14 protein-coding genes are annotated in these 18,933 nt (G+C 68.5%); 6 read left to right on the top strand and 8 right to left on the bottom strand.

Annotation, left to right across the window (positions count from 1 at the left end; all coding sequences use genetic code 11):
- Window positions 1-45 precede the first annotated feature (45 nt).
- Window positions 46-2,880 carry an aconitate hydratase gene (locus F6W70_RS08850; RefSeq protein WP_151486413.1) on the top strand — a complete coding sequence of 945 codons (2,835 nt, stop codon included), beginning with the start codon at window positions 46-48 and terminating at the stop codon, window positions 2,878-2,880.
- A 168-nt stretch (window positions 2,881-3,048) separates the two neighbouring features.
- The gene (dxs, locus tag F6W70_RS08845; protein WP_055867924.1) at window positions 3,049-4,989 is read left to right on the top strand and encodes a 1-deoxy-D-xylulose-5-phosphate synthase; all 1,941 of its coding nucleotides are present in this window, start codon (window positions 3,049-3,051) and stop codon (window positions 4,987-4,989) included.
- Between the two features lie 29 nt (window positions 4,990-5,018).
- On the opposite strand, the gene F6W70_RS08840 is transcribed toward dxs, so the two are convergent.
- The 3 genes from F6W70_RS08840 to F6W70_RS08830 form a co-directional block, all read right to left on the bottom strand.
- The gene (locus F6W70_RS08840; protein WP_127482310.1) at window positions 5,019-5,780 is read right to left on the bottom strand and encodes an SPFH domain-containing protein; all 762 of its coding nucleotides are present in this window, start codon (window positions 5,778-5,780) and stop codon (window positions 5,019-5,021) included.
- A gap of 74 nt (window positions 5,781-5,854) precedes the next feature.
- Window positions 5,855-7,306 (bottom strand): glycerol-3-phosphate dehydrogenase/oxidase, encoded by a 1,452-nt coding sequence (locus tag F6W70_RS08835; RefSeq protein WP_151486412.1) that lies wholly within the window; start codon window positions 7,304-7,306, stop codon window positions 5,855-5,857.
- Window positions 7,303-7,881, bottom strand: a complete 579-nt coding sequence (locus F6W70_RS08830; protein ID WP_151486411.1) for a TetR/AcrR family transcriptional regulator — start codon at window positions 7,879-7,881, stop codon at window positions 7,303-7,305. Before F6W70_RS08830 ends, F6W70_RS08835 begins: the two co-directional genes overlap by 4 nt.
- A 20-nt stretch (window positions 7,882-7,901) precedes the next feature.
- On the opposite strand from F6W70_RS08830, the gene F6W70_RS08825 reads away from it, so the two are divergent.
- The 3 genes from F6W70_RS08825 to F6W70_RS08815 are packed head-to-tail and all read left to right on the top strand — an operon-like array spanning window position 7,902 to window position 12,065.
- Entirely contained in the window at window positions 7,902-9,524 is a 1,623-nt protein-coding gene (locus F6W70_RS08825) for an FAD-binding oxidoreductase (RefSeq protein WP_318278844.1), read from the top strand.
- A gap of 1 nt (window position 9,525) precedes the next feature.
- Window positions 9,526-10,446 carry a YegS/Rv2252/BmrU family lipid kinase gene (locus F6W70_RS08820; RefSeq protein ID WP_151486410.1) on the top strand — a complete coding sequence of 307 codons (921 nt, stop codon included), beginning with the start codon at window positions 9,526-9,528 and terminating at the stop codon, window positions 10,444-10,446.
- Window positions 10,443-12,065 carry a GMC oxidoreductase gene (locus F6W70_RS08815; RefSeq protein ID WP_055867939.1) on the top strand — a complete coding sequence of 541 codons (1,623 nt, stop codon included), beginning with the start codon at window positions 10,443-10,445 and terminating at the stop codon, window positions 12,063-12,065. Before F6W70_RS08820 ends, F6W70_RS08815 begins: the two co-directional genes overlap by 4 nt.
- Before the next feature lie 60 nt (window positions 12,066-12,125).
- Here F6W70_RS08815 and F6W70_RS08810 read toward each other — a convergent pair whose 3' ends face one another.
- From F6W70_RS08810 to F6W70_RS08795, 4 genes are all read right to left on the bottom strand, one after another.
- Window positions 12,126-14,270, bottom strand: a complete 2,145-nt coding sequence (locus tag F6W70_RS08810) for a 3-hydroxyacyl-CoA dehydrogenase NAD-binding domain-containing protein (RefSeq protein WP_151486682.1) — start codon at window positions 14,268-14,270, stop codon at window positions 12,126-12,128.
- 8 nt (window positions 14,271-14,278) lie between these two features.
- Window positions 14,279-15,484: a thiolase family protein gene (locus F6W70_RS08805; protein ID WP_017830501.1), complete on the bottom strand. Its 1,206-nt coding sequence runs from the start codon at window positions 15,482-15,484 to the stop codon at window positions 14,279-14,281.
- A 72-nt stretch (window positions 15,485-15,556) separates the two neighbouring features.
- Window positions 15,557-16,750 carry a ribonuclease D gene (locus tag F6W70_RS08800; RefSeq protein WP_055867943.1) on the bottom strand — a complete coding sequence of 398 codons (1,194 nt, stop codon included), beginning with the start codon at window positions 16,748-16,750 and terminating at the stop codon, window positions 15,557-15,559.
- A complete protein-coding gene (locus F6W70_RS08795) occupies window positions 16,743-17,324 on the bottom strand; it encodes a DUF3000 domain-containing protein (protein WP_055867949.1) in 582 nt (193 codons plus the stop codon). Before F6W70_RS08795 ends, F6W70_RS08800 begins: the two co-directional genes overlap by 8 nt.
- 25 nt (window positions 17,325-17,349) lie before the next feature.
- On the opposite strand from F6W70_RS08795, the gene F6W70_RS08790 reads away from it, so the two are divergent.
- Window positions 17,350-18,504, top strand: coding sequence for an alpha/beta hydrolase family protein (locus tag F6W70_RS08790; protein WP_055867953.1), 1,155 nt, complete (start codon window positions 17,350-17,352; stop codon window positions 18,502-18,504).
- Here the strand turns inward: F6W70_RS08790 and F6W70_RS08785 are convergent.
- Window positions 18,488-18,919 carry a SufE family protein gene (locus tag F6W70_RS08785; protein ID WP_055867962.1) on the bottom strand — a complete coding sequence of 144 codons (432 nt, stop codon included), beginning with the start codon at window positions 18,917-18,919 and terminating at the stop codon, window positions 18,488-18,490. The genes F6W70_RS08790 and F6W70_RS08785 overlap by 17 nt on opposite strands.
- Between the last annotated feature and the right edge of the window lie 14 nt (window positions 18,920-18,933).

Below are 18,933 nucleotides of genomic sequence, written 5' to 3'. Positions count from 1 at the left end.
ATGGAGGCGCCTGTCGCTCCCATCCGAATAGAAGGAGACGGATCCGTGTCCACGGTGAACAGCTTCGGTGCCAAGAGCACCCTGACAGTCGGCAGCACCGACTACGAGATCTTCCGCATCGACACGGTGCCCGGTTTCGAGAAGCTCCCCTTCAGTCTCAAGGTTCTCCTCGAGAACCTGCTTCGCACCGAGGACGGCGCGAATGTGACGAAGGCGCAGATCGAGGCGCTGGGTTCGTGGGATGCCGCGGCCGAGCCGAACACCGAGATCCAGTTCACGCCGGCCCGTGTGGTCATGCAGGACTTCACCGGTGTGCCCTGCATCGTCGACCTCGCCACCATGCGCGAGGCCGTGACGGCGCTCGGCGGTGACGCGAACAAGATCAACCCGCTCTCGCCCGCTGAGATGGTCATCGACCACTCCGTGATCGCCGACCTGTTCGGCTCGGAGAACGCGCTCGAGCGCAACGTCGAGATCGAGTACGAGCGCAACGGCGAGCGCTACCAGTTCCTGCGCTGGGGTCAGACGGCGTTCAGCGACTTCAAGGTCGTCCCGCCCGGGACCGGCATCGTCCACCAGGTGAACATCGAGCACCTGGCCAAGGTCATCTACGACCGCAACGTCGACGGCGTGCTCCGCGCATACCCCGACACCTGTGTCGGCACCGACTCGCACACCACCATGGTCAACGGCCTCGGTGTGCTGGGCTGGGGCGTAGGCGGCATCGAGGCCGAGGCGGCCATGCTCGGCCAGCCCGTGTCGATGCTCATCCCGCGCGTCGTCGGCTTCAAGCTCTCCGGCGAGATCCCCGCCGGGGTCACCGCGACCGACGTCGTGCTCACGATCACCGACCTGCTGCGCAAGCACGGTGTGGTCGGCAAGTTCGTCGAGTTCTACGGTGAGGGCGTCGCCTCGGTGCCGCTCGCCAACCGCGCGACCATCGGCAACATGTCCCCGGAGTTCGGCTCCACCGCCGCGATCTTCCCGATCGACGACGTCACCCTCGAGTACCTGCGCCTCACCGGCCGCAGCGAAGAGGCCGTCGCGCTGGTCGAGGCGTACGCCAAGGAGCAGAAGCTCTGGCACGACGCCGCGCACGAGCCCACCTTCAGCGAGTACCTCGAGCTCGATCTCGGCACCGTCGTGCCGTCGATCGCCGGCCCGAAGCGCCCGCAGGACCGCATCCTCCTCTCCGAGGCGAAGTCGCAGTTCGAGCAGGACATCCTGAGCTACGCCTCGCCGTCCACGTCGGACTCGATCGTCGACCTCGAGTCGAAGCACTCGTTCCCGGCGTCCGACCCCGGTCAGGCCCCCGGCGACGAGGAGCCGACCACGCGTCCGGTGCACATCAACAGCGGTGCCCCGGCGAACGCCTCGAAGCCCGTGCCGGTCACGACGCCGTCGGGGGAGAAGTACATCCTCGACAACGGTGCCGTCACGCTCGCGGCCATCACCTCGTGCACCAACACGTCGAACCCGTCGGTGATGATCGCCGCCGGTCTCGTCGCACGCAAGGCGCTCGCGAAGGGCCTGAAGCAGAAGCCGTGGGTCAAGACCACGCTCGGCCCCGGCTCGAAGGTCGTCACCGACTACTACGAGAAGTCCGGACTCGACAAGGACCTCGAGGGCCTCGGGTTCTACACCGTCGGCTACGGCTGCACGATCTGCATCGGCAACTCGGGTCCGCTGATCGAAGAGGTGTCCGAGGCGATCAACTCGCACGACCTCGCCGTCACGGCCGTCCTCTCGGGCAACCGCAACTTCGAGGGGCGCATCAGCCCCGACGTGAAGATGAACTACCTCGCCAGCCCGCCGCTGGTCATCGCGTACGCGCTGGCCGGGTCGATGCACTTCGACTTCGAGAACGACGCGCTCGGCAAGGGCACCGATGGGGAAGACGTCTTCCTCAAGGACATCTGGCCGACACCGGCAGAGGTGCAGGAGCTCGTCGACTCCTCGATCTCGCGTGAGCAGTTCATCAAGCAGTACGCGACGGTCTTCGACGGTGACGAGCGCTGGCGCAGCCTGCCCACTCCGGACGACGACATCTTCCAGTGGGACGAGAAGTCGACCTACGTGCGCAAGGCGCCGTACTTCGAGGGCATGACGATGGAGCTCACCCCGGTGAAGGACATCGAGGGTGCACGCGTCATGGCGACCCTCGGCGACTCGGTGACCACTGACCACATCTCGCCCGCCGGCAACATCAAGGCCGGCACGCCTGCGGCCCAGTACCTCACGGAGCACGGCGTCGACCGCAAGGACTTCAACTCCTTCGGCTCGCGTCGAGGCAACCACGAGGTCATGATCCGCGGAACCTTCGCCAACATCCGTCTGAAGAACGCGATGGTCGCGGCCGTCAACGACGGACAGGTGGTCGAGGGCGGCTACACGCGTGACTTCACTCTGCCGGGCGGCCCGCAGTCGTACATCTACGACGCGAGCATGAACTACCAGGCAGAAGGCACGCCCCTGGTCATCTTCGGTGGCAAGGAGTACGGCTCCGGCTCGTCGCGTGACTGGGCGGCCAAGGGCACGAGCCTGCTGGGCGTCAAGGCGGTCATCACCGAGAGCTTCGAGCGCATCCACCGCTCGAACCTGATCGGCATGGGCGTCGTCCCGCTGCAGTTCCCCGCCGGCGAGAGCTGGGAGTCGCTGGGCCTCGACGGCACCGAGATCGTCTCGATCTCGGGTCTGGAAGAGCTCAACAACGGCGTCACGCCCAAGACGGTCAAGGTCACGGCGATCCCGAGCGAGAACTCGCCCGAGGGTAAGCAGCCGGTCGAGTTCGACGCGGTCGTCCGCATCGACACCCCCGGCGAGGCCGACTACTACCGCAACGGCGGCATCCTGCAGTACGTGCTGCGTTCGCTGGTCTGATCGCACAGATGAGGGGGCTCGGATCTTCGGATCCGAGCCCCCTCATCGCGTCATCCCTTCGTGTCAAGGGGGCGGCGCCCTCCGGGTTTTCCCGGAGTCTCGGGGTAGGATCTAGAGACGTCCGCACCCTCGTCGGGCGCTTGTGACGGAGCCTGTGAGGAGGTGCAGATGCCCATTCTTCCGAGCATCTCAGGACCCCGTGATCTGGATGCGCTCTCGACAGAGCAGCTGGCGGAGCTCGCCGCGGAGATCCGTGAGTTCCTGGTCGAGAACGTGTCCCGTACGGGCGGCCATCTGGGGCCCAACCTCGGTGTCGTCGAGCTGACGATCGCTCTGCACCGCGTGTTCTCCTCCCCGGACGATCCCTTCATCTTCGACACCGGACATCAGTCCTACGTGCACAAGCTCCTCACGGGGCGCCAGGACTTCTCCGCACTGCGCGTCCGAGGCGGCCTCGCCGGCTATCCGCAGCGGGGGGAGAGCCCCCACGACGTCGTGGAGTCCTCGCACGCCTCCAGCTCGCTCAGCTGGGCCGACGGCATCTCGCGGGCGCTGACGGCGACCGGACGCGCGGACCGTCACGTGGTCGCGGTCGTCGGCGACGGCGCACTCACCGGTGGCATGACCTGGGAGGCGTTGAACAACATCTCCGACGACAACGACCGCAACCTGGTCATCGTCGTCAACGACAACGGGCGCTCGTATGCACCGACGATCGGCGGCATGTCGCGGTACCTCAACCGCGTGCGCACGGCAGCGGCCTACAAGGACCTCCACCAGCGCTCCGACCGCCTGTTCCGGGCGTTCGGTCCCGTGGGGCGTGCGGTGTTCCGCGGCGTCCGTGGAGGCACGCACGGCTTCCTCTCACGTTTCACGAACAACGAGGCCCTCTACTCGAACCTCGACATCAAGTATCTCGGCCCGGTGGACGGACACGACCTGCCTGCGCTCCTGGAGACGTTGGAGCTGGCGAAGTCCTACGGGGCCCCTGTCATCGTCCACACGATCACCGAGAAGGGGCGGGGCTACCAGCCGGCTCGGGATGACGAGGCCGATCAGTTCCACGCCGTCGGCAAGATCGATCCGACGACCGGCGAGACGCTCTCCTCCGGCGGGCGAGGCTGGACGGATGTGTTCTCCGACGCTCTGGTGTCCGTCGGCGAGCAGCGCAGCGACGTGATCGCGATGACGGCTGCGATGCTGCGCCCGACCGGGCTCGCGCCGTTCGCCGAGCGCTTCCCCGATCGGGTCTACGACGTGGGCATCGCCGAGCAGCACGCCGTCGCGTCCGCCGCCGGCCTGGCATACGGGGGCCTGCACCCCGTCGTGGCCCTCTACGCCACCTTCATGGGGCGCGCTTTCGATCAGGTGCTGATGGATGTCGCCCTGCACCGTGCCGGGGTCACCTTCGTCCTCGATCGCGCCGGCGTCACCGGTCCCGACGGTCCCAGCCATCACGGCATGTGGGATCTCGCGATGCTGCAGATCGTCCCGCACATTCGCATTGCCGCGCCTCGCGACGGTGCGCGTCTGACCGAAGCCCTCGGCGAGGCCGTCGATGTCGAGGACGCCCCCACCGTCATCCGGTTCCCGAAGGGGGAGGTCGCCGCCGATCTGCCGGCGATCGAACGACTGAGCGACGGTGTCGACGTGCTCGCCCGCGGTGAGTCTGAAGACGTTCTCATCGTCGCCATCGGCCCGTTCGCCGAACTCGCTCTCGACGTCGCCGAGCGGCTCCGTGCGCAGGGGATCGGTGCGACGGTCATCGATCCGCGCTGGGCCATCCCCGTGCAGCCCTCGATCGTCGAGCTCGCGGCGCATCATCGCCTCGTGATCACGCTCGAAGACGGCATACGCGTCGGTGGCGTCGGCACTCGTGTGCGCCAGGTTCTCCGGGAGGCCGGGATCGACACCGCGGTGGACGAGCTGGGGCTGCCGGACGAGTTCATCGACCATGCCTCGCGTGATCAGATCCTCTCCGACGCCGGTCTCACAGCACCGAAGATCGCGCAGGACATCGTCTCGCAAGTGCTCGGGACGCGCATTCCGAAGGCGCGTCACGCGGGGGAGAGCGGAACGATCGACATCCCGCTGCACGAGCGGCACTGACGCCCGATCGGAGGTCGGCGCCGCCGCCGTCAGTTCAGCGCGTGCAGTGCCGCGACGGCCTGCGCGCCGCGGTCGACGTCACGGAGCGCCGTCGAGAGCAGATAGCCGTCCGTGAGCGCGTCGCCGGTGACCATGACGCGCACCAGCTCGACGCCGCAAGCACGGCGCACCTCCTCGGCGCTGGCGGCGATGACGCGGGTGTTGATCTCGTCGTTGTGCGGCAGCTCGGCCCCCTCGAGCCCACGGATCACATCCCTCAGTGCCGCGCCGACGATGTTCGATGCGCGTTCCTTGACGTTAACCACATCGAGCTCGAAGACCCGCAGGTCGCTTCCCGTCGGTATGGGGCGCCACTCGAACGAGGCGTGGACCCGATGCTGATGACCGCTGGATCCGGTCATCTCGCGCGCGGGCAGATCCGTCGCGCGGCAGCGGACATCGATGAGCTTGTACCAGTAGAACAGCGGGAATGCGCCGTGGGACCCCGGGTGCAGCACCACGACCTCGCCGACCGCGCCTGCGCGAGCGGACGGGCGTCGCTGTGGACGGTTCCGGATGATCGGCTTGCCGTTGCGGGTCCGGATCGCTGCCCAGCCCTCATCGACCGTGACGATGAAGAGCTTGAGGAGGGCGGGCAGGACCAGGAGCGTGGTGAGGATCGCCGTGCCGGTCTTCAGCAGCCCCGACATCCCCTTGCCGCCCAGCATCGTGAAGAGCATGTCCATGACACCACTGTGCAGGGTCGCGGCGCACGGGAGTACCGGGGAGACGCCCGGTTCGGGGGAGTTCATGCGCTGTTCCCCGCGCGTTCTCCGCGATGCTTCTCGGTGGATACGCCCCGGTCCCGATCCGCCCTGGGACGGGCTCAGACGAGGTCGGCGACGGTGCGAGCGACGATCGTCTCCACCGCCCCTCGGCAGCGTTCGCGATCCGCGTCGACGAGACCGACGCGTGTGCGGCGGTCGAGCACGTCGTCGACGGTCATCGCCCCCTCGACACGGACGGTGTACTCGACCTCGGCTGCGGTCAACCCCGTCGTCTCGTCCAGCACCTCCGGTGAGGAGGGGATCACGCGATCGACGAGTCGCAACGATGCCGTCCGACTCGATGTCGCCTGCAGGCCCCGTGTCCGAGCTGCGAGATCGACCGCATCCTCGGCCATCCGCCGATACGTCGTCAGCTTTCCCCCGAGAACAGTGACGAACCCGGCCTCTGACATCGCCACCAGGTGCCTGCGCGAGACGTCGGCGCTCGAGTCCGTACCGCTGTCGACCAGCGGCCGCAAGCCCGCGAAGGCCCCTCGCACCTGATCGCGACCGATCGGTGCGGCGATCACCCGGTTGAGGCTCCGCAGGAGGAAGTCGATCTCCGGCTCCGTCGGCTGCGCCACGCGTGGCACGGCACCGGGAGAGTCCTCGTCGGTGAGCCCCACGATCACGCGACCGTATGCCTGCGGCAGCGCGAACACATAGCGGCTGATCGAGCCCTCGTGGGGGATCGTGAGGGCCGTCGAAGGAGTTCCGAGGTCGGCGGCATCGAGCACTATATGGGTGCCTCGGCTCGGTCGCACACCGATCGCCTGGTCGAGCGTGCCCGCCCACACCCCGGTCGCGTTGATGACGGCACGTGCGCTGATGTCGAATCGCTCACCCGTCGTCGTCTCCTCGACGGTGGCACCGTCCGCGCGCAGCGCCACGGCACGGACCCGGGTGAGTATGCGGGCGCCCAGGCCCGCTGCGGTCCGCGCCACTGTCGCCACGAGTCGCGCATCGTCGACGAGCTGGCCGTCGTAGGACAGCACGCCCCCGCGCAGACCGTGCGGATCGAGGGCGGGCGCCAGCCGAGCAGCGGTGCGCGCCGACACGAGCACCGGGCCGGGCAGCACGCTGCGGGGCGTGTGCGCGCGCATCCGCAGCAGATCACCCAGCGCCATCCCGACCGCGCCCGCCGCGCGCTGGCGGAGTGTGACGCCGTGTGAGAACGGCAGGAGCTGCCCGAGCGGGCGGATCAGATGCGGGGCGATCGTCGTCATGAGGAGATGACGCTCGTGTGCGCTCTCTCTCGCGGTCGCGATGTCGCCCGTCGCGAGGTAGCGCAGGCCGCCGTGCACCAGCTTCGAGCTGAACCGGCTGGTTCCGAAAGCGAGGTCATCCGCTTCGATCAGCGTCACGCGGAGGCCGCGAGATGCGGCATCGAGCGCGACTCCCGCACCGGTGATACCGCCTCCCACGACGAGAACGTCGGCGCGCTCATCGGCCGCGAGTGCGAGATCGATCCTCCGTCGCGCGACGTTGAGCGCGGATGATGCCCCGTTCACGGTCGCAGCAGCCCGTCGAGTGCGGCGCGCAGTTCGCGTTCCCACCCGGCTTCGGAGATGAGGTCGGCCACCGTGCCGTGCGAGAGGACCGCGGACTGCGCGATGAGAAGCAGCATGACCGCGATCTCCTGCGGCTCGCCGGGCCTGACCGATCCGTCACCCTGTGCGGAACTGATGGCCCTGGCGAGCCAGCGCAGGATCATGCGTTGGCTCGAGCCCACGCGCTGCAGGGTGTACCGCGTGAAGGCCTCGGGTTCGTCGGCGAGCAGCCGCCCGTAGAGAGGGTCGCTCCGAAACAGCGTCGTGAAGCGCAGCACGTCGTCCACGAGAGCGGCCCTCGTGCGCGCGTCCGCCGAGAAGGTGCTCAGGATGCCATCCACGCGGCGCAGCAGCGCGGCGCGGACGACGTCATCGGCATCGCTCCAGTTGCGGTAGATCGTCGGACGGCTGAGGTCGGCGCGGCGGGCGAGCTCGGCGATGGTGACCCCGTGCACGCCACGGCGCTCGATCAGCGCGTCGGCGGCATCGAGGATCCTCGTCTGCGTCGCGTCCCACAGAGGTTGACGTTCTTCCATGATGTGTCACACTGTAACGCATGAACCCAGACAATGGCAGGGTCGATGCGGACCCGTCGATGAGGTGGAACGGCTGGGGTGACCCGGCCAAGGCGAAGGACCTGCCCCTGCCGGTGCGCGCGCTGCTCCCGATGCTGCTGGGGCGTGTGCGCAGGCCCGAGCCGGCAGCCACGCTTGCCGAGGTGCAGCTGGCGCCTTCACGGTTGTCCCACGACGACCATGCGGCCCTCTCCGCCGCTGTCGGCCCCGCCCACGTCGACGACACCGCTGAGGCGCGTATCCGCCATGCCGGAGGGCGTTCGACCCCCGATCTCCTGCGTCGTCGCGAGACCCGGCAGGACGCGCCGGACGCCGTCGTGAGTCCCGCCGACCACGACGAGGTGCGCGCGTGTCTCGACGTCGCCGTCGCGCGTGGAATCGCGGTCATCCCCTTCGGCGGCGGCACGAGCGTCGTTGGAGCACTCGATCCGCAGCGGGGCGCGCATCACGCGGTGGTGAGCCTCGACCTGCGGCGTCTCAGCGGTGTGGTCCGGCTGGATGAGATCAGCGGCGAGGCCGTGCTCGCCGCCGGCACCACAGGGCCCGAGGCGGAGGCATTGCTGTCCGTGCACGGGTTCGAGCTCGGTCACTACCCGCAGAGCTTCCGCTACGCGACGATCGGCGGCTTCGCCGCAGCGCGGTCGTCGGGACAGAACTCGGCGGGCAACGGGCGCTTCGACTCGATGGTGACGGGAATCCGCGTGGCGACCCCGACCGGCGACATCGAGCTCGGACGGTCGCCCGGCTCGGCGGCGGGTCCCGACCTGATCAGGGTGTTCCTCGGGTCGGAGGGCATCTTCGGCGTCATCACCGAGGTGCGGGTGCGGGTGCATCCGATCCCCCGCGAGCGTGTCTTCGAGTCCTGGTCCTTCCCCGACTTCGCCAGCGGGGCTGAGGGTTTGCGTCGTGTCGCGCAGCAGGGCGACGGGCCCACCGTCATCCGACTGTCCGACGAAGCGGAGACGGCCGTGAGCCTCGCGCAGGTCGGCAAGATCGGCAAGGCTCTTTCGAAGGGCGCGAGCGTGGTGACCGTGTACGAGGGCGACAGGATCGACGAGCGTCGAACCCGTGCCAGCGCGCAGCTGGCTGCCGCCGGTGGCATCTCGGCAGGGGAGGGGGCGGCGGAGGACTGGCTGAAGGGCCGCTTCGACGGTCCTTACCTGAGAGATTCACTGCTCGACGCCGGAGTCTTCTGCGAGACACTGGAGACCGCGACCACGTGGTCGAACCTGCAGAGGCTGCGATCGGCCGTCGAAGCGGCTCTCAAGGACGGCTTCGCGGATGCCGGGGCGAAGTCGTACGTCATGTGCCACGTGTCCCACATCTACCCGACGGGGGCGTCGCTCTACTTCACCGTCCTCGCCGGTATCCGCTCCGATCCGCTCGGGGTGTGGGAGCCCGTGAAGTCGCGCGTCAATGATGCGATCATCGCGTCGGGCGGAACCATCAGCCACCACCACGCGGTCGGCAGGGATCATGCGCCCTGGCTCCGTGAGGAGATCGGCGAGACCGGCATCCGGATCCTCGCCGCCATCAAGCGTGAACTCGATCCTGCCGGCGTGCTCAACCCCGGCGCCGTGATCCCGATCGAGCGGTCGCGCTGACGTGGCCGAGCACATCGCGGTGCTCGCGAACCCGTCCTCCGGCAAGGGGCGGGGCGGAAGGGCAGCCGAAGCCGCTGTCCTGCACCTCAGGAGTCGCGGGGCCGAGGTGCGCGCTTATGCGGGCGGCTCCGCGGCCGACACGGCCCGGCTCGCGGTCGCAGCCCTGGCCGACGATCCACGAGCGCTCGTGGTCGTCGGCGGAGACGGCACGCTGTCGGGCATTCTCGACACGGTGTGTGCAGCCGCCGCCCCGGTCGTCCTGGTGCCGGCCGGAACGGGGAACGACCTCGCGCGTGCCCTCGGCCTGCCCCGAGGTGACGCCGCGGCCGCTGCGGAGCTGGCACTCACCGGTGTGCCGCGACCGGTCGATGTCGGTGAGGTCAGCACGGCGGCCGGGACGCGGAAGTTCCTCACGATCGCGGCGTTCGGGTTCGACGCGAAGGTCAGCGACCGCACCAACCGGCTCCGCTGGCCGCACGGGGCACCGCGCTACTATCTGGCGCTGCTGATCGAACTCGTGCGTCTGCGTGCGATGGACTTCTCGCTCGCCATCGACGGCGAACCCGCGCGGAGGGCTCCGGGTACGCTGATCGCCGCCGGCAGCACATCGAGCTACGGCGGGGGGATGCCGATCTGCGCCGGGGCGGTTCCCGACGACGGACTGCTCGACATCGTTCATGTCGCACCTCTGGGCCGACTGCGGCTGCTGCGTCTCTTCCCGCTGCTGCTGCGAGGATCGCACCTGCGTCGACCGGAGGTCTCTCACCGCCGAGCGCGGACCGTGACGGTCTCGGCCCCTGGCCTGGTGGTCTACGCCGATGGAGAGCGGGTCGGCGAGAATGTGTGCACCGTCGCGGTGCTCCCTGCGGCGCTGACGATGATGGTGCCGGAGGCGACGATGCGGTCGGAGGGTGTGCGATGACGAGGTTCGATGAAGACGTCGTGATCGTCGGCTCCGGGTTCGGCGGGTCCGTGGCCGCGCTGCGACTGGCGGAGAAGGGCTACCGGGTCCGCGTCTACGAGGCCGGCCGTCGCTTCGAGGATGACGACTTCGCGAAGACGAGCTGGAATCTTCGCCGCTACCTCTGGGCGCCGATGCTCGGGTGCTACGGTGTGCAGCGCATCCATCGGCTTCCGCACGTGATGATCCTGGCGGGCGCGGGAGTGGGCGGAGGCTCGCTCAACTACGCGAACACGCTCTATCAGCCGGGTCCCGCGTTCTTCCAGGATCCGCAGTGGCGAGGCATCGCCGAGTGGGAGTCGGAGCTGTCGCCGCATTACGCCACCGCGAAGCGGATGCTCGGCGTGGTGGAGCACTATCCGCACACGGGGCCTGTCGAACGGATCATGGCCGGTGCGGCCGACGACCTGGGCGTCGGCTCGACTTTTCGTCGTGCCCCCGTCGGCGTCTGGTTCGGGAAGCCGGGGGAGCGCACGACCGATCCCTTCTTCGGCGGTGAAGGACCGGACCGCACCGGCTGCACGCTCTGCGGCAACTGCATGGTGGGCTGCCGTGTGGGCGCGAAGAACACCCTCATGAAGAACTACCTCGCCCTCGCGGAACGTCGAGGTGTCTCGATCGAGGCGCTGCGCACGGTGAGCGAGGTGCGTGAACTCCCCGGCGGCGGATTCGCGGTGACCACGCAGCGCAGCGGTGCCTGGTTCCGGCACGGACGTCGCACGGTGACGGCAGAGCAGGTCGTGCTCGCCGGCGGCACCTGGGGCACTCAGCAGCTGCTGCACCGGATGAAGGCCTCCGGTGCGCTGCCACGGGTCTCCGATGCCCTGGGGAGGCTCACCCGAACCAACTCCGAGGCCCTCGACGGCGCGGTGGCGACCGCGGTTCCGGAGTCTCTGGAGCTGGCGCGGGGAATCGCGATCACCACCTCCTTCCACGTCGACGACCGCACTCATGTGGAGAACGTGCGCTACGGTCCCGGCTCGAACCTGATGGGTGCGCTCGCGACCGTCCTCGTGCCGGGCGACCGTGGTCTGGGCGCACGACTGGGCAGCCTCATCAGACAAGTGCTCCGATCGCCGGTGCGGCAGTTCCGTCTCGGGAACCTCCGCCGGTGGAGCGAACGGGGAATCATCGCGCTGGTGATGCAGACCGCCGACAACTCGCTCACCCTGTCCCTGCGACGCCGCTTCGGCCGCCTCGTGATGACCAGTGCACAGGGACACGGTGAACCGAACCCGAGTCATCTCCCGCAGGCGCACACGGCCGCTGCGGCGATCGCGAGGCGCGTCGAGCAGGAAGGCGGAGTGTCCGCGGAAGCCCGCGGCTCGTGGCCCGAGGTCTTCGGGATCCCGCTGACCGCGCACTTCCTCGGCGGTGCGGTGATCTCGGCGTCGCCTGAAGACGGAGTGATCGATCCCTATCACCGGGTCTGGGGACACGCGGGGCTGCACGTGGTCGACGGCTCGGCCGTGCCCGCGAACCCCGGCGTCAACCCGTCTCTCACGATCACCGCTCTGGCCGAACGCGCGCTGTCCTACTGGCCGAAGACCGACGAGACGGATCAGCGGCCCTCGCAGTAGACGACCGCGCAGGAGACGACGAAGGGGCCGCATCTTTCGATGCGACCCCTTCGGCGGTGATCAGCGGCTCTCGATGCCGCGGATCTGCGGGGTGTGGAACGAACCGCCGAACGCCCGCTCGGAAGCACCCTCGCGGTCGAGGTACGGCGAAGCGCCGCCGTCGATGAAGGGCCAGCCGGCGCCGAGGATCAGGCACAGGTCGATGTCCTCGACCTCGGGGACCACGCCCTCGTCGAGCATCAGCTTGATCTCCTGCGCGAGACCGTCCTGCACACGCTGGAGGATCGTCGCAGCCGTCGCCGGAGTCTTCCCGACAGCGGGCTTCAGGACCTTCTCGGCCTGCTTGCTCCAGCCGACGACGCGTCCGCCCTTGTCCTTCTCCACGACCGCGTCGAGCTCGGCGAGGGCGTGGAAGTTCTCGTTCGCGTAGAACCGCTCGGGGAAGGCGTGCACCATCGTGTCCTGCACGTGGGCTGCGACCTTCCAACCGACCAGGTCGATCAGCTGGAAGGGTCCCATCGGCAGGCCGAGCGGGCCGAAGGCCTTCTCGACGTCGGCGATCGCTGTGCCCTCGTAGACAGCACGTGCGGCCTCGCCCATGACCTTCGCGAGCAGCCGGTTCACGACGAAGCCCGGGGCGTCGGCGGTGAGAACCGCGTTCTTTCCGAGGTTCTTCGCGACGACGAAGGCCGTCGACAGGGCCGCATCGGCGGTGTCGGGCGTCTTCACGATCTCGATCAGCGGCATCACCGCGACCGGGTTGAAGAAGTGGAACCCGACCAGGCGCTCGGGGTGGGCGAGCTTCGCACCGATCTCTTCGACCGACAGCGACGAGGTGTTGGTCGCGAGGATCGCGTCCTCGGCGATGATCTTCTCGATCTCTCCGAACACCTGCTGCTTGACGCCGACCTCTTCGAACACGGCCTCGATCACGAAGTCGCAGTCCGCATAGAGGCTCTTGTCGGTGGTACCGGTCACAAGCGCGCGCAGCTTGTTCGCAGAGTCGGCGTCCAGACGCCCCTTGGCCTCGAGCTTGCCGATCTCCTCGTGGATATAGGCGACGCCCTTGTCGACGCGTGCCTGGTCGAGGTCCGTGATGAGCACGGGCACCTGGAGCTTCCGTACGAACAGCAGCGCAAACTGGCTGGCCATGAGCCCGGCACCGATGATGCCCACCTTGGTGACCTTCTTCGCGAGCTCCTTGTCAGGAGCACCGACAGGCCGCTTCGCGCGCTTCTGAACGAGGTCGAAGGCATACATCGACGCAGCGAACTGGTCGCCGCTGACGAGGTCGGCGAGCGCCTCGTCCTCGCGGGCGAAGCCCTCGGCCTTGGTGCCGCTCTTCGCCTTGTCGAGCAGGTCGAGCGCCGCGTACGGAGACTTCGGTACCGTTCCGATCTTCGATTCGAGCATGCCGCGCGCCATCTTGATCGCGATCGGCCACTTGGTGAGCCGCTCGATCTTCCCTGGTTCGTTCTTGCGCTCGACCTTCTTGCCGCCGAGTACGGCGTCCGCCCAGGAGAGCGAGTTCTCCAGATAGTTCGCGGCGGGGAAGATCGCGTCGAAGATGCCGAGATCGAACGCCTGCTGGGGCTTCAGCATCCGGTTCTGCTTGAGAGGGTTCGAGATGACGACCTCGAGGGCGTTCTCGATGCCGATCAGGTTCGGCAGCAGATAGGCGCCGCCCCAACCGGGGATGATGCCGAGGAAGACCTCGGGGAGTGCGACCGCTGCCGCAGACGCGTCGACCGTGCGGTAGCTGGAGTTCAGTGCGATCTCCAGGCCGCCGCCCAGGGCGAGGCCGTTCACGAAGGCGAACGACGGCACGCCGAGATCGCCGAGCTTGCCGAGCACCTTGTGGCCGAGCTGCGCGATGAGGCGTGCGTTGTCGCGCGAGCCGACCTTGCTGATGTCGGACAGGTCGGCACCCGCGGCGAGGATGTACTGCTTTCCCGTGATGCCGACGGCCTGGATCTCGCCGGCGGCGGCTCGCGCCTTGAGACCGTCGAGCGTCTCACCCAGCTGCGTGAGCGTCGCAGGGCCCAGCGTGTTCGGACGGGTGTGGTCACGACCGTTGTCGAGCGTGATCAGGGCCAGCACCTTGCCCGAGGGGAGACGGATGTCGCGCACCGGGGACTGGGTGATGACCTCGCCCTCGGTGAGCGCCTGGATGGGGGAGAAGTCGATCTCGTCGTAGTTCGTCACGGTGGCGCTCACTTCTTCTTCTTGCCGTCGTAGTGCGGGTTCTCCCAGATGACCGATCCGCCCTGGCCGAGGCCGACGCACATGGCGGTCAGGCCGTAACGGACGTCGGGGCGCTCGGCGAACTGTGCCGCGAGCTGGATCATGAGACGCACGCCGGATGCCGCGAGCGGGTGACCCAACGCGATGGCGCCGCCCCACTGGTTCACTCGGGGATCGTCGTCGGCGATGCCGAAGTGGTCGAGCAGCGAGATCACCTGGATGGCGAACGCCTCGTTGAGCTCGAACAGGCCGATGTCGGCGATCGTGAGGCCGGCCTTCTTCAGGGCCTTCTCGGTCGACGGGATCGGTCCGATGCCCATGATCTCCGGCTGCACTCCGGCGAACGCGAACGAGACCATCCGCATCTTCGGCGCGAGCCCGAACTCCTTGACCGCACCGCCGCCGGCGAGCAGCGACATCGTCGCGCCGTCGGTGAGAGGCGAAGAGGTACCGGCGGTGACGCGGCCATGCGGGCGGAACGGCGTCTTGAGGGCCGCGAGGTCCTCCATGGTGGTCTGCGGGCGACGGCCCTCGTCTTCGGTGGCGAGACCCCAGGCGCCGTCGGGCCCCTTGGTGGCCACGGGAACGAGGTCGGGCTGGATCTTGCCGGCGTCGTACGCGGCCTGCACCTTGTGCTGGCTCAGCATGCCGAAGCGGTCCGAGCGCTCCTTGGTCAGGTGCGGGAAGCGATCGAAGATGCGCTCCGCCGTGACGCCCATGTTGAGCGCGCCGGGGTCGACCATCTTCTCGGCCACGAAGCGGGGGTTCGGGTCGGCGTTCGCCCCGATGGGGTGATGGCCCATGTGCTCGACGCCGCCGGCGAGGGCGAAGTCGTACATGCCGACGCCGATCGAGGCGCCCATCGTCGTGACGCTCGTCATCGCGCCGGCGCACATGCGCTCGACGGCGAGGCCGGGGACCGTCTGGGGCAGCCCGGCCAGGATCGCCACGGAGCGGCCGAGCGTGAGGCCCTGATCTCCCGTCTGCGACGTCGCGGCGATCGCGACGTCATCGATGCGGTCGGTGGGGACCGCCGCGTTCCGCTCCAGCAGGCCGATGGTCGCCTTGACGGCCAGGTCATCTGCGCGGGTGTTCCAGTACATGCCTTTTTCGCCGGCGCGCCCGAAGGGGGTGCGTACTCCATCGACGAAGAAGACGTCCGAGATCTCGGCCACTCTGCCTCCAAGTTAGTGCGTGGCCTCAGTCTATGAAGCCCGCGAAACGGGGAGGAATCGGTTGGGTCGAACCTACGAAGCGGGTGCGGGGGTCGTGTCGGGCGTTTGCGCCGCCTCTACAAAGGCGGTGGCGATCTTCTGTGCGGTCTGTGCAATCTGCCAGGGTCGCGCGCCCAGGGCGGCCAGAGCAGCGCCGATCTCCTCCGCGGTCTCGCCGGGCAGATCCCAGGCCACGCGACGGAGGTACTCCGGAGTGAGGAGGTTCTCCGTCGGCATCCCCAGCTCCTCGGCCACGGCCTCGACGACGGGGCGGGCGGCCTTCAGACGCGCATCCGCCTCGGGGTTCCGATCAGCCCAGGCGCGCGGCGGAGGAAGAGTGTCGCTCGGGACGCGTTCGCGAGGGAGCTCCTCCGACGCCCGGCCATCGACGATCGCCTGCCACCACCGATCGAGCTGCGTGCGACTCGCGCGCCCCTGGAACTCCTTGATGCCTGCCAGTGCCTGTTTCGACGTGGGATTCGCCATGACCGCCGCCACGAGGGAACGGTCGGGGACGAGACGTCCGGGGGAGACGTCCTGATCCTGCGCGAACGCCTCGCGAGCCTGCCAGAGGGAGCGGGCGACGGCGAGGTTACGGGCTCCGCGCACCTGGTGCAGGCCGCTGAGCCGGCGCCAGGGGTCCTCGCGCGGTGGCTTGGGGGCGCGAGAGAGCGTGGCGGCGAACTCCTGCGCGGCGAACTCCGTCTTCCCCTGCTCCTCGAGCTCGAGCACCAGCACGTCACGCACGTCGATCAGGTGCAGAACATCGAGGGCGGCGTACTCGAGCCAGGAGTCTGGCAGCGGCCGCGTCGACCAGTCGGCCGCGGAGTGCTCCTTCTTGAGCGTGATGCCCAGGGTGTCCTCGACGACGGCACCGAGTCCGACGCGTTCATGCCCCAGGAGGCGCGATGCCAGCTCGGTGTCGAAGATCACCGGCGGCTCGAGGTGCAGCTCCCGGAGTGAAGGCAGGTCCTGGCTCGCGGCGTGCAGCACCCATTCCACGTCTCCGATCGCATCCTGCAGAGGTGCGAAGTCGCCGATGGCCGGCGGGTCGAACAGGAAGACTCCTGCGTCGCGGCGGAACACCTGCACCAGATAGGCGCGCTGCGAGTACCGGAAACCGGATGCCCGCTCCACGTCCACGGCCACGGGGCCGGTTCCTGCGGCGAGCACGGCGCATGCTGCGCGGAACTCCTCGACATCCGAGATCACGGAGTATTCAGTCACGTACAGCCTTTCGCGCGCCGATCACGGCGATGCCCTCGGAGCCGGGCGGAAGCCCCGCCAGCATTCCGACCAGTTCGGCCCATGCTTCGACGTGCGGTCGGAACGGGCCCTCCGGAGTCCAGGACGCCCGCAATTCTATCTGGGCGCCGTCTCCTTCGATGGCGAGCCCTCCGAATCCCTTCGACAGCGTCTTCGTCGAGGTGCCCGACTCCGAGTGATAGATCGCGTCGCGGGAGTCGAGCGCATCGACCAGCCACGACCAGGTCACGTCGGCGAGAAGCGGGTCGGTGCCGATCTCCGTCTCCAACGGCGCCTGGGCGAACAGCACGATGCGCCACGAGCCTCCCCACGCGCCGGGCTCTTCCGGATCGTGCAGCAGGACGAACCTCCCGGTGCCGTACACGGACTCGCCGTCACCCTCCGGGCGCACGTCTGCGGCGAGGGCGATGGCGAAGGGCGCGAGGCCCTGCGGGGTGGCGATCTCGCGCACCGTGATGTCATCACGGAACTCGGTCTCGCGCAGTTCGGCCACGGCGCTCTCGAAAGGCGTCCCGGCCTCGGGGTGTGCGGTCACGGCAACAGGCTAGAGTCAGGAAGCGATGAAGAGTCTCAGGCACGCCGTTACGCTCCTTGTCCCTGCCCTGTTCGCCTTCGGGGCGGCGCTCGCTCTCGTCGTGTTCGCCGTCGCCCGTCGGGTCGTCACGCCCATGCGTCGTGCCACCGACACCGAGATCCTCGCCGTCGACACCGGTGCGCAGACCATCGAGTTGCAGCGCACCCTCGACACCGAGCTCCCCGGACGGTACGGCCTGTTCACGACCGGAACCTACGGCTATGTGAAGCTCGGTGCTGTGCTCAGCGCAGACGGCTCGACTGTTCGCCGTAAGCTCCTCACGCAGATCGAGCCCGGCGCCCGCGTCGATCGTGCCGCGGCCTTCAGCGGCTACTATTACTCATCCCCGAGCGAGCTCCACCTGCGCTGGGAGAACCTGCTGATCGGCACCCCGGCCGGTCCGTGCCCTGCCTGGTACTTCCCGGCGTCGTCCTCGACCTGGGTGATCCAGGTCCACGGACGCGGGGCGACACGCGCCGAGTGCCTGCGGGCCGTTCCGGTGCTCTCTGCCGCGGGCCTGCCCAACCTCGTCGTCTCCTACCGCAACGACGGCGAGGCCCCCCGGACCAGGGCGGGCGCCTACGCGCTCGGAGCGTCGGAATGGCGTGACGTGGACGCCGCGATCGCCTACGCACTCCGACACGGCGCCGAACAGGTCATCCTGATGGGGTGGTCGATGGGGGGAGCGGTCTCGCTGCAGGCTGCGGTGACGTCGGAGCACCGCGATCGCATCGCCGGGATCATCCTCGAATCTCCCGTCGTCGACTGGCGCACCGTGCTGCGATTCCAGGCGAAGATGGCCGGAGTTCGGGCACCGCTGCCCGAACTCGCCATGGGCGCGCTCCAGATGCCGCTCACCGCGCGCCTCAGCGGAGCCGACGAGCCGATCGCGTTCGATCGCCTGGACATGGTCGCCCGCGCCGACGAGCTGACAGCGCCCATCCTGATCCTGCACAGCGACGACGACGGCTTCGTCCCTGCCGACTCTTCGCACGCGTTGCAGGAGGCGCGTCCGGATCTCGTGACGATGCCCAGATTCACGGTCGCGCGCCACACCAAGCTCTGGAACTACGACCAGACGGGCTGGACCACCGCGATCACCGACTGGCTCGAGGCCCAGGGCTTCAGCGCTTCTGCGTGACCTGGTTCTTCGCCCGCATCAGCATCCCGGTCATGCCTCCGATGCGCAGAGGCGACACCGCCTTGGTGAGCCCGATCGACTGCGGATAGTCGTTCGGGATCGCGAGGACCTCGTCGGCGGTCAGGCCGGTGAGGCCCTGCACCAGGATGCTCGCGAAACCGCGGGTGGTCGGAGCCTCGGGCGGCGCCGTGGCGTGCATGGTCACGATGTCGTCGTTCACCTCGACGTGGATGTATACCGGCGACTGGCACTCAGCGACGCGCTCGTACATCTCCGGGTGGGCCGCGACCTCGTCGGACACGTCAGGGAGCTCGTCGGAGAACTCGAGCAGCAGGAGAAGACGATCGGACTCGGGGGTCTCCAGGAAACCGTCGCGGATCTCGGCGAGGGCGTCAGGAACGTCGCTTGTGGTCATCCCTGTCATTGTCA

Source organism: Microbacterium maritypicum (assembly GCF_008868125.1).
GTDB lineage: Bacteria > Actinomycetota > Actinomycetes > Actinomycetales > Microbacteriaceae > Microbacterium > Microbacterium maritypicum.
The sequence above is the reverse complement of the archived record's forward strand: the minus strand, read 5'-3'. Positions and strand labels throughout refer to the sequence as shown.

Bases quoted from the DNA above. Each gene is read 5' to 3' on its own strand.
- F6W70_RS08815 (WP_055867939.1), top strand. From the start codon at position 10,443: ATGACGAGGTTCGATGAAGACGTCGTGATCGTCGGCTCCGGGTTCGGC.
- F6W70_RS08785 (WP_055867962.1), bottom strand. From the start codon at position 18,919: ATGACCACAAGCGACGTTCCTGACGCCCTCGCCGAGATCCGCGACGGT.
- F6W70_RS08830 (WP_151486411.1), bottom strand. From the start codon at position 7,881: ATGGAAGAACGTCAACCTCTGTGGGACGCGACGCAGACGAGGATCCTC.
- F6W70_RS08790 (WP_055867953.1), top strand. From the start codon at position 17,350: ATGAAGAGTCTCAGGCACGCCGTTACGCTCCTTGTCCCTGCCCTGTTC.
- dxs (WP_055867924.1), top strand. From the start codon at position 3,049: ATGCCCATTCTTCCGAGCATCTCAGGACCCCGTGATCTGGATGCGCTC.
- F6W70_RS08825 (WP_318278844.1), top strand. From the start codon at position 7,902: ATGAACCCAGACAATGGCAGGGTCGATGCGGACCCGTCGATGAGGTGG.
- F6W70_RS08840 (WP_127482310.1), bottom strand. From the start codon at position 5,780: ATGAACTCCCCCGAACCGGGCGTCTCCCCGGTACTCCCGTGCGCCGCG.